Source organism: Streptomyces sp. NBC_01717 (genome assembly GCF_036248255.1).
Lineage (GTDB): Bacteria > Actinomycetota > Actinomycetes > Streptomycetales > Streptomycetaceae > Streptomyces.
This window is the reverse complement of sequence record NZ_CP109178.1, coordinates 1,779,498-1,796,196: the sequence shown is the minus strand read 5'-3', so window position 1 is coordinate 1,796,196 and position 16,699 is coordinate 1,779,498. Positions and strand designations below refer to the sequence as shown.

Annotated in this window: 16 protein-coding genes, 1 tRNA gene and 1 pseudogene; 4 read left to right on the top strand and 14 right to left on the bottom strand. The window is 67.2% G+C overall.

What is annotated here, in order from left to right:
* Positions 1-137: 137 nt before the first annotated feature.
* Complete coding sequence (locus tag OHB49_RS08260) at positions 138-1,706, top strand: aldehyde dehydrogenase family protein (protein ID WP_329159118.1); 1,569 nt, start codon at positions 138-140, stop codon at positions 1,704-1,706.
* Positions 1,707-1,740: 34 nt separating this feature from the next.
* Here the strand turns inward: OHB49_RS08260 and OHB49_RS08255 are convergent, their stop codons facing one another.
* Positions 1,741-3,042 carry a DUF2254 domain-containing protein gene (locus tag OHB49_RS08255; protein ID WP_329159116.1) on the bottom strand — a complete coding sequence of 434 codons (1,302 nt, stop codon included), beginning with the start codon at positions 3,040-3,042 and terminating at the stop codon, positions 1,741-1,743.
* A gap of 224 nt (positions 3,043-3,266) precedes the next feature.
* On the opposite strand from OHB49_RS08255, the gene OHB49_RS08250 reads away from it, so the two are divergent.
* Positions 3,267-3,351 (top strand) — tRNA-Leu (locus tag OHB49_RS08250).
* On the opposite strand, the gene OHB49_RS08245 is transcribed toward OHB49_RS08250, so the two are convergent.
* From OHB49_RS08245 to OHB49_RS08215, 7 genes are all read right to left on the bottom strand, one after another.
* Positions 3,333-3,551 carry a hypothetical protein gene (locus OHB49_RS08245; RefSeq protein ID WP_329159114.1) on the bottom strand — a complete coding sequence of 73 codons (219 nt, stop codon included), beginning with the start codon at positions 3,549-3,551 and terminating at the stop codon, positions 3,333-3,335. The genes OHB49_RS08250 and OHB49_RS08245 overlap by 19 nt on opposite strands.
* A gap of 188 nt (positions 3,552-3,739) precedes the next feature.
* Positions 3,740-5,617, bottom strand: a complete 1,878-nt coding sequence (locus OHB49_RS08240) for a CocE/NonD family hydrolase (protein ID WP_329159112.1) — start codon at positions 5,615-5,617, stop codon at positions 3,740-3,742.
* Between the two features lie 709 nt (positions 5,618-6,326).
* Complete coding sequence (locus OHB49_RS08235; protein WP_443079649.1) at positions 6,327-7,562, bottom strand: L,D-transpeptidase; 1,236 nt, start codon at positions 7,560-7,562, stop codon at positions 6,327-6,329.
* Positions 7,563-7,864: 302 nt separating this feature from the next.
* Positions 7,865-9,325, bottom strand: coding sequence for an amino acid permease (locus tag OHB49_RS08230; protein ID WP_329159109.1), 1,461 nt, complete (start codon positions 9,323-9,325; stop codon positions 7,865-7,867).
* Positions 9,326-9,687: 362 nt separating this feature from the next.
* Entirely contained in the window at positions 9,688-10,179 is a 492-nt protein-coding gene (locus OHB49_RS08225) for a GNAT family N-acetyltransferase (RefSeq protein WP_329159108.1), read from the bottom strand.
* Between the two features lie 95 nt (positions 10,180-10,274).
* Positions 10,275-10,955, bottom strand: a complete 681-nt coding sequence (locus OHB49_RS08220; RefSeq protein WP_329159107.1) for a DUF899 family protein — start codon at positions 10,953-10,955, stop codon at positions 10,275-10,277.
* A gap of 111 nt (positions 10,956-11,066) precedes the next feature.
* Positions 11,067-11,891 (bottom strand): N-formylglutamate amidohydrolase, encoded by an 825-nt coding sequence (locus OHB49_RS08215; protein ID WP_329159106.1) that lies wholly within the window; start codon positions 11,889-11,891, stop codon positions 11,067-11,069.
* Between the two features lie 185 nt (positions 11,892-12,076).
* Between OHB49_RS08215 and OHB49_RS08210 the strand changes: the two genes are divergently transcribed.
* Both OHB49_RS08210 and OHB49_RS08205 read left to right on the top strand, forming a co-directional pair.
* Positions 12,077-12,247, top strand: coding sequence for a histidine phosphatase family protein (locus tag OHB49_RS08210; RefSeq protein ID WP_329159105.1), 171 nt, complete (start codon positions 12,077-12,079; stop codon positions 12,245-12,247).
* Positions 12,248-12,809: 562 nt separating this feature from the next.
* Positions 12,810-13,262 carry a transglycosylase SLT domain-containing protein gene (locus OHB49_RS08205; protein WP_030981007.1) on the top strand — a complete coding sequence of 151 codons (453 nt, stop codon included), beginning with the start codon at positions 12,810-12,812 and terminating at the stop codon, positions 13,260-13,262.
* A 251-nt stretch (positions 13,263-13,513) separates the two neighbouring features.
* Here the strand turns inward: OHB49_RS08205 and sph are convergent.
* The 6 genes and pseudogenes from sph to OHB49_RS08175 all read right to left on the bottom strand — a co-directional run.
* Positions 13,514-14,356, bottom strand: a pseudogene (sph, locus tag OHB49_RS08200) (sphingomyelin phosphodiesterase); the annotation flags it as partial.
* Between the two features lie 173 nt (positions 14,357-14,529).
* Positions 14,530-14,748: a hypothetical protein gene (locus OHB49_RS08195; RefSeq protein WP_329159104.1), complete on the bottom strand. Its 219-nt coding sequence runs from the start codon at positions 14,746-14,748 to the stop codon at positions 14,530-14,532.
* A gap of 90 nt (positions 14,749-14,838) precedes the next feature.
* Positions 14,839-15,681 carry a helix-turn-helix domain-containing protein gene (locus OHB49_RS08190; protein WP_329159102.1) on the bottom strand — a complete coding sequence of 281 codons (843 nt, stop codon included), beginning with the start codon at positions 15,679-15,681 and terminating at the stop codon, positions 14,839-14,841.
* Positions 15,682-15,690: 9 nt separating this feature from the next.
* Positions 15,691-16,146: a DUF6879 family protein gene (locus OHB49_RS08185; RefSeq protein WP_329159100.1), complete on the bottom strand. Its 456-nt coding sequence runs from the start codon at positions 16,144-16,146 to the stop codon at positions 15,691-15,693.
* A gap of 40 nt (positions 16,147-16,186) precedes the next feature.
* Positions 16,187-16,429, bottom strand: coding sequence for a hypothetical protein (locus OHB49_RS08180; RefSeq protein WP_329159098.1), 243 nt, complete (start codon positions 16,427-16,429; stop codon positions 16,187-16,189).
* 91 nt (positions 16,430-16,520) lie between these two features.
* On the bottom strand, positions 16,521-16,679 hold the full coding sequence (locus tag OHB49_RS08175; protein WP_329159097.1) for a hypothetical protein: 159 nt from the start codon (positions 16,677-16,679) through the stop codon (positions 16,521-16,523).
* Positions 16,680-16,699 lie beyond the last annotated feature (20 nt).

Sequence of the window (16,699 nt, the reverse complement as noted above, 5' to 3'; positions counted from 1 at the left end):
CCCTCACCCTCAACCGCGTGACGTCCCTCACCACTGAGGCGACACCCCTGCCTTCCCCGCACCGGCTTCACTACCGTCCGGTATGAGCGAGCCATCCCACCTCCCGCCCCGACTGTGCACCGAGAGCGGAGACTTCCATGGCACCGACCCCACCCACCAGCGCCGACGCCCCCACCCTCACCCTCAAACCAGGCACCGCCTGGTCGGACGCCTGGCAACGCTGCCTCACCACCGCCCCCGAGGCCTTCCAGGCCGACCGTGTCCTCAACCTCTGGGCTGCGTCCTGGCAGCAGGAGGGCCACCCCCTGCCCGCCACCAGCCCCGTCGACGGCAGCCCCATCGCCGGCCCGCCCCGACTGGACGCCCCGACCGCCCAACAGGCGGTCCGGGCCTCCCTCGACCAGCACCGCGCCTGGCGTCACATCCCGCTCCCCGAGCGCAGCGCCCGCGTTTCCGCCACCCTCGACGCGCTCACCGAGCACCGGGAACTTCTCGCGCTCCTCCTCGTCTGGGAGATCGGCAAACCCTGGCGCCTCGCCCAGGCGGACGTGGACCGCGCGATCGACGGTGTCCGCTGGTACGTCGACAACATCGACCGCCTCCTCGCCGACCGCACCCCGCTCCCCGGCCCGGTCTCGAACATCGCCAGCTGGAACTACCCCATGTCCGTGCTGGTCCACGCGATGCTCGTACAGGCCCTGGCCGGCAACGCGGTCATCGCCAAGACCCCGACCGACGGCGGCGTCGCCTGTCTCACCCTGGCCTGCGCCCTCGCCGCCCGCGAGGGCATCCCGCTCACCCTCCTCAGCGGCAGCGGAAGCGAACTCTCCGCGCCTCTCGTCCGCTCGCCCGAGATCGGCTGCGTCTCCTTCGTCGGCGGCCGGGACACCGGGGCCCGTATCGCCATCGAAGTCGCCGACCTCGGCAAGCGGCACATCCTCGAACAGGAGGGTCTCAACACCTGGGGCATCTGGAACTTCACGGACTGGCCGTCCCTGACGGCCGTCATCCCGAAGCTCTTCGACTACGGCAAGCAGCGGTGCACCGCGTACCCCCGCTTCGTCGTCCAGCGCAGCGCGTTCGACGAGTTCCTGTCGGCCTACCTCCCCGCCGTCCGCTCACTCCGCACCGGCCACCCCCTGGCGGTGCCGGACCCGACAGCCCCCCTCCCCACCCTGGACTTCGGCCCGCTGATCAACGCGGCGAAGGCCAAGGAACTGGCCGATCAGGTGGCGGAGGCCATCGACCGGGGCGCGATCCCCCTCCACCGAGGATCGACGGCCGACGCACAGTTCCTCCCGGGTCAGGACACCAGCGCGTACCTCCAACCCGTCACGCTCCTCAACCCGCCCCCGTCCTCCCCGCTCCACCACGCGGAACCGTTCGGCCCGGTCGACACGATCGTCCTCGTCGACACGGAGGCGGAACTCCTCGCCGCCATGAACGCCTCGAACGGCGCCCTGGTGGCCACGCTCTCGACCGACGACCCGGCAACGTACGAGCGCCTGGCCCCACAGATCCGCGCGTTCAAGACCGGCCACGGCAAACCCCGCTCCCGAGGCGACCGGGACGAGCTCTTCGGCGGCTTCGGCGCGTCCTGGCGCGGCGCCTTCGTGGGGGGCGAACTGCTGGTCAGGGCGGTGACGGACGGCCCGGCAGGGGAGCGCCTGCCCGGCAACTTCCCGGACTACCACCTGATGCCGTGACACCCAGGAGGAACACCCAGGAGGAACACCCGCCTCACCTGATCCCCTGACGATCAGGAAAGAGCGCGAACTCCCGAGCGATGACGTCGGGCACCGTGCGCTCCACGGCCTTCACCAGGAGCTCGCGGTGCCTGACCAGCGCGCCCTTCCGGTCCTCCGGAGCCAGCGCCACCACATCGTCGATCCCGGCCAGCATCCGCCGGGACACCTGCGGACTCCTCGTCGCGCACCACCGGATCTCCTCGAAGGCAAGATCCACCAGATCGGTCCACTCCGGTCCGTCCTGCACAAGCCGCACCGCACCCGCCCCGTCCCGGTGCTGCACCGCGCCGAGCGGCAGGTGCACCATGGCGGCCAGCAACTGCACGATCCGGTCCAGGCACTGCACGGCGGTGGTGGGATCGTTCACCGCCGGGGACAGCGCCCGCAGCGCGATGTCAGAAAGCTGACGCAGTCCGAAGGCCAGATCCTGCTGCGGTGTGCGCTCGACTCCCACCGAGATCGTGTACCTCGGCATCCGCTGTGGCGAGGCCCCACCATGAACGGCCAGCACCGGCGTCCCCGGCACCACGAAGTCCCCGATCCGGGGAATCAGCCGCAACACCACCTCCTGCCGCCGAGCAACCCGCACCAGCCGCGCCACATTCACCTCACGCAGCACTCCCGCCCGCCCCGCGTACCCGATCCGAGCGGTCTCCGCCCCGAGCGGCAGCTCCTCCCGCACCCCACCGGGCACCCGCCCGACCACCCGCAGCGACTCATGGGTGATGCGATCGACGACCGGCCCCACCTGCATGAGCCGCAGCGTCGAGCTGACGTACGCGATGAACAGCAACAGGCTGAGGCCCACCATGGCCAGCGTCAGCATGCTCTGCAGAAGCGGTACGGACGTGACCCGCCGCGGGTCGCTCTCACTCTCGTACGAGGTCAGGACCAGCAGCGAGAACGCGAACGTCGCCAGGAACACCGTCAGCGTCAGCTTGCTGATCCGGCTCCTGACGAAGATCCGCACCACCCGGGGCGTGAGCTGACCGCTCGCCATCTGCACGGCCACCAGCGAGATGCTGAAGACGACACCGATGAAGGTCATCATCGCCGAGCTGACGGTGGTGACGATGGTCCTGGCATCGTCGGCGAATCTGATCAGTTCGCCGACTTCCTCGTACGCCTGCTCGTCCTTCAGGTGCGTGACGATCTCCGCGTCGAGCGCCGAGACGCCCCACCACAGCGCGAAGGAGCACAGCAGCCCCACCGTCGGAGCGAACCAGAACGTATCGCGCAGATGCTCACGCAAGGGGGACAGCGCCCGGGGCCGCCGATAGCCGCGATCACTCATGTCCGCGAAGGTAGCCCGGCCGCCCCCACCAGGCCCGTACGCCGCCCGGCGAACCTCCGGAGCACTGTGTGTACACGCATGAATCCGGACCGTACGTGACCCTCCCCGGACCCCTCGGGCGCGCCCATCGCACCGCACTGACCACCGAATATGCAGGTGAGAGGCACCCCAAACCCCTGGTATTGTTTTCTTTGTCGCCGCGGGAGACCGGGGCCGATCACCTAGTCCGGGTGGCGGAATGGCAGACGCGCTAGCTTGAGGTGCTAGTGCCCTTTATCGGGCGTGGGGGTTCAAGTCCCCCCTCGGACACCGAACGGCAACCTAGGGGTTGTCGACATGTGCTGGTTGAGACTCGTCTCAGCCAGCACTTTGTGTTTTCCGGGGTCGTGGACGAGGGCGAGCCCGAGATGGCGGTAGATCGCCGCCTTGTCCGCGGCTGCCGCTTGGCGGACGGCGGCGGCCAGGCCGCTGATGAAGCGTACGAGCCGGGCGATCTCGTCACGGGTCATTCAGCAGAGGCACTGGCATCGCCCACTCGTCGTCAGTCAACTCCCCCTGCCACACATGATCAGGACAACGAGGCACTGATCGGGGGAGAGGTCCCCGGTGCCTGGGCTGGTGCCTGGGTCGGCGCCGGACGGTGCTCCGGAGCGGGTCCGGGAGCCGTGCCGGCCGGCGCCGACCTGTGGGCGTGGGATCAGATGTGGCCGCCGGGTGTCACGGTGAAGGAAGCCTGTCCGGCCGGCAGGTCCACCGTGTACTGGCGCAGGTAGGTGTCCAGGTACGGTGAGCGGTCTCCCTGGGTGGCTACGTCGTCGGATGGATCGTCCAGGGACAGCCTCAGCACGGCGCCCGAGACTTTGATGGTCTGACCCGATGGGGTGTCACGCCACGACCCGGTCTGGATCGAGCCGATCTCCACGGCCAGGACATGCCCGGCCGCCAGCGTCCAGTCGGTCGCCTTGAGGTCGACGCTCATCCGGCCCGCCTTCAGCAGGGAGACCTGCTCGTCGAACATCACGGCCTTGCCGTCCGGGCCGACGTCGTAGAGCTTGAGCATGACGTTGCCCTTGCCCTTCGCGGTCAGCGAGATGTTCGGTGTGGCGGTCACCCGTACGTCCTGGGTGAGTGGCTGCGACCAGACGAAGAAACTGGAGCCGACCTCACCGGGCTGCTGCCTCTTAGCAATCCCCTTGGCCAGACCCTTGGGCGCCGGCTGCTCGGTCGCCGGCGCGTTCTCCATGTCCCAGTTGCCCGACGGCTGCACCGCCTTGGGCGCCGTTGTGCCGGCTGCGGCAAGGTTGGCGCGTGCGGAGGCACCGCCGTCGTCGAGGTACCTGCCCCTCCCCAGCGGGAGGGTGACTCCGCGCTCCACCACCGGCCAAGTCTCCTGAGCGCGCCAGTGACCGGTGGAGTCCTCGACGGAGTACGTCGGGTAGTCGACCGAGGGCCGAACTCCCTTGAGGTACTGGTCGTAGAAGGACAGCGTCTCGTCGTACCAGCCCTCGCGGCCCATGGCCAGGCGACCGTCGCTCACCCGGTCGCCACCACGCACGTGGTCCCACTGGCCGACCCAACCGCGCTCCGGGCCGGTGTGGTTGGTGAGGTACTCCTGCATCTCCTCGGGCTTGGTGTTGTTCTCGATGAAGCCCTGGGTGACGAAGAGCGGCGTCTTGGTGCCCCGAGCCATCTTGGCCAGGTCACGGGAGGTCCAGAACGGGTCGTTCCGGTCGGATATCCGGTAGCCGGCCGAGTTCTCCGTCAGGCACCCGGGGTGGTCGTCCTCGTACCGGGCGTTGGCCTGATAGCGCACGTCGTCGTCCGACAGCGGGGCCATCGTGGCAATGCCGTTGTAGGCATTCGCGGTTCCGGTCACATTTGGGCGGGGGACGCCGTTGGAGTAGATGTACTGGTACATGTCCCAGAGAGGCTCCCCGGCGACAACGGCCTTCAGCGCGGACTGCTTCAGGTCGTTGCCGATGAGGCCGGTGACGGCATCGTAGGACTTGCCGTACATGCCCACCGCGCCGGTCGACCACGGCTGGCTCGCGGCCCAGTTGATCGCGGCCTTCACGTCGGCCTGCTCACCGGGACCGCCCCAGTCGAGGCAGCCGGTCGAACCGCCGAAGCCGCGCAGGTCGACCATGAGGAACGCGTAGCCGTGGGCGAAGAGGTCGCTGCCCTCGATGAAGTCCTGGAAGCGATTCGAGGGACCGGTGTGGGTCCAGCCCTCGGGGTTCGTCTGGCCCATGTGGCCGAAGTACGGGCCGATGGAGAGGATGACCGGCACCTTCTGCCCGGCGGGCACGCCTTCGGGCATCAGCAGGTCGCCGTGCAGTTCGGTACCCGAGCCGTCCGAGGACGGGAAGTAGTGCTGGGTCCAGACCGAGCCCTTTGGGACACGGTCGTTCTGCTCGTGCGTGATGTCGTCGGTCGCGGTGGCGACCGCCGTGGTCGGGGTCCGAGCGGAAGCGGCGGCCGGTGACGCGCCGGCGGGGCCGGCGAGTGCACCGGTCAGCGCCAGAGTGGTGACGAGTGCCGAGGCGGCCCAGCCGGGCGCGCGACGTCTGTTCACATGTTCTCCCGAGTCGTCGGTACGGAGCGGAACGGCGTTTCCGGTCGAGCGGCAGCGCCCTGCCCGCCGTCGCAGCGACGACGGACTGTCGTAGACATGTCAGGAACGGGACCACGTGTGTGAACCCTGGCCGGAACCTTTGGCGAGCGAGCCTAAGGTCAGCACCGAAACGCGTCAACGGTGCTGTGTTGCCGTCGTGTTACTGATGTGACGGGAACAAGTTCGCTTTTTGTAGGGGAGGTTGTGGGAGACGACGGTGGAAATGTCTGCTGCATCCCAGCGGATGGGGCTGGTTCGTCATGTCGGCCGGGTCTTCGTCGGCCCCCGCCACGCCCCTGAAGGGGGCAGCCGGGAAACGCCCTGGCCGCCTGTCGGCCGGACCACAGGATGCGCCGTGGAGGGAGGACGTGATGGACGACGCCGTGCATGACCTGTGGCCCCGGGGGTCTTGAACACCGCGCTGTTCGCGATCAGTTTCTTCCGTCGCAGTACCAGGCGGGACCGGCGGGCGATGGGCGCGCAGTACTGGTGTCGAACGGCCCCCGGTCCGCCGACATCGGTCGTCTGTTGGGCGACGTGACGCAACCGCCGTCCCGCACGCGGCGAGGGCTGCTCGAGCGCCCTGACGCCGCAGGCGGCGGGCGACACGGTGTCGCCCGCCGCCTGGCGGAAGGGATTCAGGTTCAGATGCCTGGGGAGTGACGTGGCGTCAGCCGGTCGCGCTGCCCGCGACCCACTCGCTCCACGGCATGTTCCAGTCGCTGAGGCCGTTGTCGGGGGCCAGCATGGTCTTGTCTTCGGAGTTCTTGACGATCACGACGTCACCGATCATCGAGTTGTCGAAGAACCACGCGGCGGGCTGCTTGCCGTCGCCGCCGCCCTTGACGTCCTTCAGGCCCACGCAGCCGTGGCTGGTGTTGACCTTGCCGAAGACGTCGGCACCCCAGTAGTTGCCGTGGATGAAGGTGCCCGAGGCGGTCAGGCGCATGGCGTGCGGTACGGCCTCGATGTCGTAGGAGGGCGTGCCGTCCTTCTTCGTGAGGCCGACGGTCGCACCGTTCATGTGGATCTGCCTGAACTTCTCGGAGATGACCATCTGACCGTTGTACGTCGGGTGCTCGGTGCTGCCGGACGAGATCGGGATGGTCTTGATCGTCTTGCCGTCCCGTACGACGGTCATCTGCTTCGTCTTGGCGTCGACCGTGCTGATCTGGCTCCGGCCGATCTTGAACGTGACCGTCTTCTGGGTGCCGTCGAGGTTGAGCGTGACGGTGACGGTGGAGCCGGGCTTCCAGTGGTTCTTGGGGCGGAAGTCCAGGCGGTCGTCCTTGAACCAGTGGCCGACGACCTGCTGGCCGCTGCTGGAGCTGACCTGGATCGTCGACTCCACGGCGGCCTTGTCGCTGATCGCCTTGTCGAAGTCGACCGTCACCGGCATGCCCACGCCGACGGTCGAGCCGTCCTCGGGGGAGAGGTGCCCGATGAAGTTGTTGGCCGGGGAGAGCGTGGTGATCGTGGCGTTCCCGGTGACGGAGCGGCCCTTGGCGTCCTTGGCCTCCGCGGTGACCTGATACCTGGTGGCCCGCTCCAGCCGGCCGTTCGGCTTCCAGGAGGCGCCGTCGGCGGACAGGGTGCCCGGAACCTCAGCACCGGTCGCGACGGCGGTCATGGTCACCTTGGTGAGCTTGCCGTCGCTGACGGTGACCTTGACGGAGTCGTTGATCCCGACGTCGTAGGCACCTTGCTTGGGCGTGATCTTTATTCGGGCGTCGGAAGCCTCCTGGGTGGCCGCCTGATCCGCCCGCGCCTGCGGTTTCGGATGATTCCCGACGTCGTTACCGCTGGTAGCAGCGTTGCTGGTACCACCGAGGGCCGCGAGTGAGACCACACCGCCGAGTACACCGACTGCAACCGTCAGCCGGGTGCGTCCTTTACGTGCCGTGATCAAACGCTTCTCCCGTGTCACTCGTCGTTGAATCCCTGGAGCTGGATGCCGAGGGAGTGCAGCTAGCTATAAAGCCATTTATATGGGGTCATCTGTCCTTAATGGGTAAATTGTGGTGAAGGCCACGCGCCGTCGAGCGCGTCGCCGAGGCCCTGCTCGACTGACGGATCACGGGACGTCACAGTCGGTCCGGACGGCACGATCCTGGTGGCGGCCCCGCCCGGTCCGGTGGCCGGGTGGCACAGGAACGGCCCCCGCGGAAGGAAGCCTTCCGCGAGGGCCGTAGCCGGTACCGAGGACCGTCAGGCGTCCTCGCGTTCCTGCGCCAGGTCGTTCACCCGTCGCCGGACGACGAACCAGCCGCCGACCAGTGCGGCCGCGATCAGCGGCAGGCACATCACGGTCGTGCGGCCCACTCCGCCGCCCCACCACATCAGGAAGACGACCGTGGCAAGGAATGCCAGCGTGACGATCTGCGTGTACGGGGCCCAGGGCAGCTGGTACGAGGGGCGGGTGACCCGGCCGTCGCGCGAGCGATGCCAGAACAGCAGCGAACAGAGCATGATCATGCCCCACGTGCCGAGGATGCCGATCGACGCGAAGTTGAGGACGATCTCGAACGCCTCGCCCGGCATGACGTAGTTGAGTCCGACACCGAGGACACCGAAGCCGGCGGTGAGCAGGATGCCGCCGTAGGGCACCTGCCCCTTGTTCATCCGCCCGGTGAACTTGGGCGCCGACCCCGAAAGCGCCATCGAGCGAAGGATGCGGCCGGTGGAGTACAGCCCGGAGTTCAGGCTGGAGAGCGCCGCGGTCAGCACGACAAGGTTCATCACACCGGCCGCGCCCGGGATGCCGAGCTTGTCCATGACGGTGACGAACGGACTCTCGTCCCCCGAGTACGAGGTGTACGGCAGCAGCAGAGCGAGCAGCACCACCGAGCCGACGTAGAAGAGACCGACACGCCACATGATCGAGTTGATCGCCTTGGGCATGATCTTCTCGGGGCTCTTCGTCTCACCGGCGGCCACGCCGCACAGCTCGACGGACGCGTACGCGAAGACGACACCCTGGATCACCAGCAGCATCGGGAGCATGCCGACGGGGAAGATGCCACCACTGTCGGAGATGGTGGAGAAACCGGGCGTGTGACCGTCCACCGGGTGCTGGGTCACCACCAGGAAGATGCCGATCAGCATGAACGCGACGAGTGCGCCGACCTTGATGATCGCGAACCAGAACTCCATCTCGCCGAAGTACTTCACCGAGATGAGATTGGCCGTGAGGACGACGGCGAGGGCGATCAGCGCAAGGATCCACTGCGGGATGTCGCTGAACATGCCCCAGAAGTGGGCATAGGTGGCAGCCGCGGTGATGTCCGCCACGGCCGTGGTCGCCCAGTTCAGGAAGTACAGCCAGCCGGCCGCGAAGGCGCCCTTTTCGCCCATGAACTCACGGGCGTACGAGACGAAGGCGCCGGAGGACGGCCGGTAGAGCACCAGCTCGCCGAGCGCGCGCACGACGAAGAACGCGAAGATGCCACAGACCGCGTAGGCGATGGCCAGTGACGGACCCGCCCCGGCCAGCCGGCCGCCCGCGCCCAGGAAGAGCCCGGTGCCGATCGCTCCGCCGATGGCGATCATGTTGATGTGGCGGGACTTGAGGTCCTTGCTGTACCCGGCATCGCCGGCGTCCACATGGGGGGAGCCCGCCGCCGGTGGGGCGGCAACGAGCGTTTCGGCCGCTGTGATGCGGTCACTCATGGAGAGGGTTCGCCTTTGTGAGGGGAAGGTGGGCGTTCCCGGCCGTGGCGGGCCAGGGAGTCGTCACCGTGACACGGTCCGACGCCACATCATCCGGGAATCCTGCGATTCTGACAGTGCCCAAAGTCACGCAGGAACAAATCTGAGGTAAATCAGAGGTTACGGAGCGGTAAGCAAGGTGGGTGTCCGGGTGCCACGAGGTGGCGGTGGCGCGGTTTCCCTGAGCATGGCGCTGCCGGTTTGGATCCGGCCCGACGCTTGTCCTCCGAGGGCTGTGCGGGCGCGAATGCCTCACTTCCGTCGAGGTGGCGTCGCCTGCTTCATGGCTCAGGGGATCGACTCGACCCCGATCTCCTAGACCTTCAGCTGAGAACCTTGGCGTACCAGTGATCCGCCTTGCCATGCCCTTCGTACGGCGCGGTCTCCTCGTAGCCGTGCCTCGTGTACAACGCGCGTGCTTCGGTGAGTTGGGTGTTGGTCTCGCACACGATCCGGGCGGCACCGAGCCTCTTGGCCGATTCCTCGACGGCAAGAAGGAGGCCCCGACCCAACCCCGCTCCCCGCCCAGCGGGGCGAACGTACATCCGCTTGAGCTCCGCAGTCTCGGGATCGCCCTTCAGGAGCCGCAACCCTGCGCAGCCTAGGAACTCGCCCTCGCCACCGCGCGCTACGAGGAACTCGCCATCGGGCGGGCTGATGTCATGGTGAGGGTCCTGGGCGAGCACCGCTCGAAGCTCTGCCTCTGTGGCCGAGCGCCCCAGCACCCGCTGTCCCATCTCGGTGAAGTACTGCCGCATCGCATCGTCGACACCCGCGCCGATGACGGGCTCCGCCTTGATAGTCCATGTTGGCATGCGGGCCATGGTCCCGGACCCGCTCGCGGCCGTCCACAGCCCTACCGGCCGGTTTCCAACCAGCCCACACCACAGAGATCGTTACGGGACAGCCTTTAGTAGCCGAGTTCTGCGAACCAGTTGCCCCGGCCTTGGCGGGTGAGGTCGAGGATGTGCCACACCGGGCTGAGCAGGTCGATGCCGCGTTGGTCGATGTCGTCGGACATCCGGGGGTGTGCCGAGTAGAAGTGGCGTACCGGGCCGCCGCTGTCGCGGGTGAACACCGACACCGTCGAGTCCTGGTTACCCTCGGCGTCCTCGCTGCCGAGGTCGTATTTGAAGGTGCCGGCCCCGGCACTGAGCAGCCGCAGGTTCTCCCACCGCCGGTCCCGTGCGTGCGCGCGGAGTGCGGGCAGGTCGGCCGCTGCGACAATCGCGAAGTCGACGTTCTGCGCGACGTGGTGGGCGATTCCGTTGAACCCGTCGATCCACATCGTGCACATGGAACAAGGATGGGTCTGCTGCTTGCCGTACATGAAGTGATAGACCACGAGGTCGCGCCCGGACCGGGTGAACAGCTCGCTCAGTCGCACGGTCTTCACGGGCACATCTTCTGCGTGGAGATCCGCGGGGCCTTCCTCGAACACGTAGTCGTCGACGACGGGCCCCGGCGGCAGCCGGCGGCGCAGGTCAGCGACGCGTTCGCGCTGGCGCATCAGATCGATCTCGGCCAGGCGCAGCTCCTCGCGGGCGCTGACGTGTTCGGCCGACTCCCCGACGAGATTGGTCAGACGCATCGCTACCTCCTCGAGGGGCCGGCACGGAGCTGCTGCCCTGGTCACCATTGTCTGTTCCCGCACGGGGGCTCGCGAGACGGCAGTGTCGCAGTGGAAGGCATGGGCCGGGTGTCACGCCCGTGCATCCTGTTCGCTCGCACCGGACAGCGCGCCGACCAGGGCAGCGAGTGCCGACGCCAGCGCGGTCGATCCGGTGCGGTGGGCGGGGCCTCCCGGCTCGGGCATGTACACGTCCCGGCGGATTTCGATCATCAGCGCGCTGACACGCGGGTCCACGCCGTAATGCTTCAGCGGTACGTACGTACCGGCGAAGGGGCTGTTGATGCCCGTGCCCCCGAACCCGGCGAACGCCTCCTCGGCCTGGGCCAGCAGGTCCGGCGGTGTGTGGAAGGCGTCGGTGCCGAGGCAGATCGGTGGGCGTGGCCCGGTGCCGTGGAGTTCGTAGGGGAGCGGAGCCGACGGATAGGAGTGGACGTCGATGACGACCGCGCGTCCCGTGGCCGCCAAGCGTGCGTCGACAGCCGCGGTCATTGCTGCCGCGTACGGGTGGAAGTAGCGGTCGATCAAGGGCTGCGGATCCACGTCCGGTGAGCGAAGGGGCTCGCGGTGCGTGGTCTGGGTGTAGACCGCGCCCATGCCGACGGCCAGCATCTCCTCGCGTTCGTCGGGGAACCGTTCGGGATCGATGACGAGTCGCGACAGACCGTTGACGAACCGCCACGGCGTGAGAGGCGTGGCCTTGGCCGCCTCGGCGGCCAACTCGGCCGTGTGGGAGTCCGTGATGTGGTCGAGTTCGAGATCCAGAGCCTCGTCGTCCAGCTCGATCCCGGCGCGTATGTGATCGGGGATGGCGCGTGCCGAGTGCGGTACGTGCAGCAGGACCGGTGACGCGGGCGCTCCGGGCAGGAGGTGGAACGGCGGGAGGGCGTGGCCCATGGAGATGTTCCTTCGGGGTGGCGCAGGTCCGGGACATGGTCGGGGTGGAGTGCCAGTCGTGCAGTCTCCCGCCCCGCTACGCGATTATCTGCCAAGGTCGTTGTGGGGCCTGCTGGAGATGGAGAAGTCCCCCGGTGCGACGGACGCCCTTTGCCGAAGCGCTTTGATCCCGAAGGAGTCCGCGCGTGTCCATCGAGATCGTGTACGAGACCCACGCCACCACGGCAGACAACGAGGCGGGGATCGCCACCGGCTGGCTGCCGGGCACACTGTCGGCGACCGGCCGCCTACAGGCCCGCGAACTCGGCTGCTGCCGCCGCCGCCGCGACGACGGCATCGTCGCGGTCTTCACCTGAGGGCAGGGAATCGGTTCGCAGGGAGATCGCCTGTAGGTAGGGGGCTCGCTGGTCGACGTCTTGTATAAGGGCTGCGCCGGAGCCCTGTCCCCATGGGGGGCTCATTCACACGGCCGTACGGCGCCGAATCAGCCCCGCTACATACCGCCGGCAGACCCGTCAGGCCCCGGACATCGGCCCTCGATCACCGGAAAGGGTTCCCCGACTACGAGCGCCGATATTCCACTACTCCGCCATGAATACGTAATGCATTTGCTGCATTACGGTGAGCGAATTGGGCGCCTTCGATATGACGCAGGCCACATGACCTGGGTCACTCTTGTGCTGATTTGAGGCATTTGCCGTGTGGGGTGAGCCATATGACGGGCGTCACTCTGAAGCTGAATAGTAGAGCACCGAGGCCCGCTCCCCGGTCGCGCGCGACCACTTCTGCCATCATTTTCTGCACCCGATACTAATCGCAGTAGTAAGAAGTGGGCATTGACCCGGGATTCCCTCCCGATTAACAATTCTTGGCATCACCCCCCGACAGAACAGGAATTACCACGTGCAGATCACCGCGATGCCCAAGAAGTTCGCCCGCATGACCAAGACCAAGAAGATCTCGCTGGGCATGTTCGCAGCCGGCGCCGCCGTCATGGCCGGCACCGTCGTCAGCGCCCCGGCCGCCTCGGCCGCCACCCCCGCCCAGTCCGGCGGCAACGTCGACACCTGGATCAAGCAGTCGCTGGAGATCCTGCACAAGCAGGGCATCCCGGCCACCTACGAGGGCATCCACAAGAACCTGATGCGCGAGTCCTCCGGCAACCCCAACGCCATCAACAACTGGGACTCCAACGCCATGAAGGGCATCCCGTCCAAGGGCCTGATGCAGGTCATCGACCCCACCTTCAAGACGTACCACGTCGCCGGCACCTCGACGAACATCTACGACCCGGTCGCCAACATCACGGCCTCCGCCAACTACGCCGCGCACCGCTACGGCTCGATCGACAACGTCAACTCGGCCTACTGATCCGGCCCGACGAAGCACCCCGGTCGCCCAGCAAGTCCCGGGCGACCAGCGCCCCAACGAGACCCACCGGGCGCAGAACCACAGGCCGCGTCCCCGCGACCGGCCTGCCGACGACAGCCGTTCCCGCAGCCACCGACGGCACGCCCCGGCCCCGTGGCGTACCCCTGCACCGTGGCTGCGGTCGAAGCGGCACCGGTCGGCACTACGTATGACGCGGATGATTCCGAGGCCGGCCGGTTGACACGGTCCCGCTAGCCGACGGAGCCGATCAGTGGGTAGTGGTCGGAGAGATTCGTGTACGTGTAGTCCGTGCCCCAGCTGGAGACGGTCCAGGGCGCGCTCTGCTCCTTGACCACCTCGTTGGTCCACCCGGACGGCTTCGCGTTCCCGGCGCGGTGGAGGACGTAGTCGAGATCCTCGCGAGGGTCGTCGGGATAGCGGTACGAGGCGATCGAGTTGTCCTGGGTGTCGAAGGAGTACGGGTGCCCGGTGCGGGCATCGGCTCCGGCGAGTCCGGCATCGGCGAGCATCGACGCGTACTCGGGGGAGCGGGAGTCGACGTTCATGTCGCCCGCCACGATGACCTGTTCGGACGCGGGGATGTTCTTGGCGTCGAGGAAGGCGTCGATCTGCTTGAACTGCCGGCTGCGCATTTGCGCCGCCTCACCCGACCCGCATCCGGAGTCGGTCGACTGCGCGTGGGTTCCCACTACATGCACCGCCGTGCCGTTGACGTTCAGTTGGGCGTAGACGAAGCCCTTGTTGGACCACCAGTCGCTGCCGCAGGCGTCCTTGTAGATGAACTGCTCCTTGCGGATGATCGGCCACTTGCTCAGTACGGTGACGCCGCCGTCCTCCGGAGTCGTGGCCGAGTAGGCGCCGCCCGTGGCGTCCCAGCCGCTCTTGCTCCGGCCCACCACCGGCGTCCGATACGGGTATTGGGCGGACGCGTTCTGTGCCAGCGCGTCGGAGGCGGAGTTGTCGAACGCCTCCTGGAGTACCACGACGTCGTTGCCCTGAAAGAACGATGCCTTCGCGATCTCTGCCGCACGGTGGTCCTGACCCCAGTTCGGGTACAAGTTCTTGCTCATCAGGAGTACTGGCTAAGTGTACTGACGAAGGGCACCAAAAAGCCCCGCTCCTACGGGGGAAGGAGCGGGGCTAGCGGACGGGCAGGGACTGGCTTGTCGACCTCACCGTGAGGAGCCGATCCCTGCCGCCCACCGCGCGCCGACTGTGACGAGCCGGAGCGCGGGTATGTGGGACGTCAGAGCGCGGGGGCTGCTACCTCGTCCTGACTGCGATGATCTCTGACCTCGTCGACGATACGGTGAGCGCGCTCCACGTCGAACAGCGGGGAGGCCGGCTCTGTGATGTCGATCCATTCCCGGACGAGCGCTGCGCAGACGTCGCAGCCTGGGTACGGATTCGGAGAGATCGGCTCCGTCAGGTGTACTTCCCGGGGCTGCTTCATGATGGTCGCCATGCCCGCTCCTCCACGTTTGTCGTCTGGAAGACGACGCTACGGACGCAGGCAAAGTGAGTTCCAGGAAGTTCTACGGAGTTCTACGCAGATTCAGTCGAGCGCGTCGATTGCGGCCGTTACGAGCGCTCTCGCCTTCGCCCCGTAGACAGCCAGCGCGGCGAATTCAGCGAACGCTCCCACGTACTGCGCTACTTCCTGCGGCTCCGTCACCGTGACTGCCGCCGTCAGCAGCTCCACGTGAACGCGGGTGTCGTCGTAGATGTTGAACGTCTCCGTCGTCCACATCTTCCGCGGGGTGCCCGCAGGAACGATGCCGACCGACACAGCGGGAAACGCCATTGCGGCCAGGAGGTACCCCAGCTGTCCCGCAGTTGTCGCCGCATCCCCGACGACGTGACGGAGGACCGACTCCTCCAGGATCAACGAAAATTGATGCCCGGCCTCGTGAATGACCTGCGACCGGGCCAGCCGTGCCGCCACAGCCTCCCCCACGTCGTTGGGGGTGCCGTGGAACTGCGTAATGGACGTCAGGAGGGCTGCCGCGTACTCCGCGGTCTGGAGCAGCCCCGGGACGACGGACGACGAGTACACGCGGAACACAGCAGTCTTCTCGAAGAGCGGTACGCGCGACTCCTGAAGCTGTCGCAGGCCCGTTCTCTGGACACGTCGCCACTGCACGTACATCGACTCTGCGGTGCGAGAGGCCGCGATCAGATCCGGCGCCCGTTCCACGGTGCCGCATGCCTCGCACCACGCCCTGATGTCGGAATCGGACGGAGGCGTCGTGGCGTTCTCCAGCCGGCTCACCTTCGACGGCTGCCAGCCGGTCCGGGCTGCGACCTCCCGCCCCGTCAGCCCAGCGTCCAGGCGGATTTCCCGCAGCCGCGCGGCAAGCGCAGTACGGGCAGCCTGGACACTGGACGTCGGGAACATGGGTAGACGTCAGACCCTGTAATCCGCATGCGGTACCGCGCGGTCCCACGCCGTGTCGAACGCATCGGCGCACTGCTTGACGACTGACGTCGCGTAGGACATCTGATGCCCCAGGATCGCGCCCTCTCCGGTGAACAGACCAAACTTCACGGCTCGGTCGTCAAAGAGCCAGTAGTCATTGCCGGGGAGCAGCAGCTCCGACGTCAGCCGACGGGGCAGCCACCGAATGTCTTCTCCGGCCGTCAGGTTCTGCGGCGTACATGAGTGCTCGAATCGGATGTAGTCCGACACAGGCTCGGAGACAACGCGCACGCGTCGCACGCTGATGCCGCGAGCGACCCCGTCGGCGACGGTCTGATGGAAGTCGTTCCACCACGACGCGCGGTCGTCCAGTTCGTACCTGTGCCCCGCTTGCCACGCCTGAAAGTCGGCGTCCTCGTTGGCCACCCCGTAGACGTCGCGCATCTCCAGGTGAACGGCGGAGCGCCGGCAGTCAGCCAGCAACTCAGCGAAGGTTGGTACCTTCGGCAACGTCGCACGCCTCCCTCAGTACGCCAGCCATTCGGACGGGCAGCCGGACGACGCCCTCAGTGTCGGGGATGGGGCCGGTGGTCAGGCACTCCGTGCGGGTGTCCTCGTCCGGGTTCCATCCCTGGATTACGAACTCCTGCTTCTCCTCGTCGATCCACACCGTCGGGCAGTTTTCCCCGTTGGTGTTGGGGTCCTTTGCGATGAACCGTAGCGTCATGGCTCCTCCATGGTCGCAGCCGTTGCGCAATGTTCTACGACGATGGCGCGAATGGAGGAGCGGGTCAAGGGCGCATCGAGCCGCTCTGACGTCAGAGCCAGCCGGCCGACCGCATCCGAGTCCGCCACGAGCGCCCGTGGGATGGGTTGCAGAAGCGCTTGATCTTCCCGCGGCCCGGGGTCTGCGCGACGTCGGCACCGCACTGCGGGCACTGAACGGGCTGGTTCTTCGCGGCGTCGGTGTAGTCCATGGTGTTGTCCTCTCAAGTCA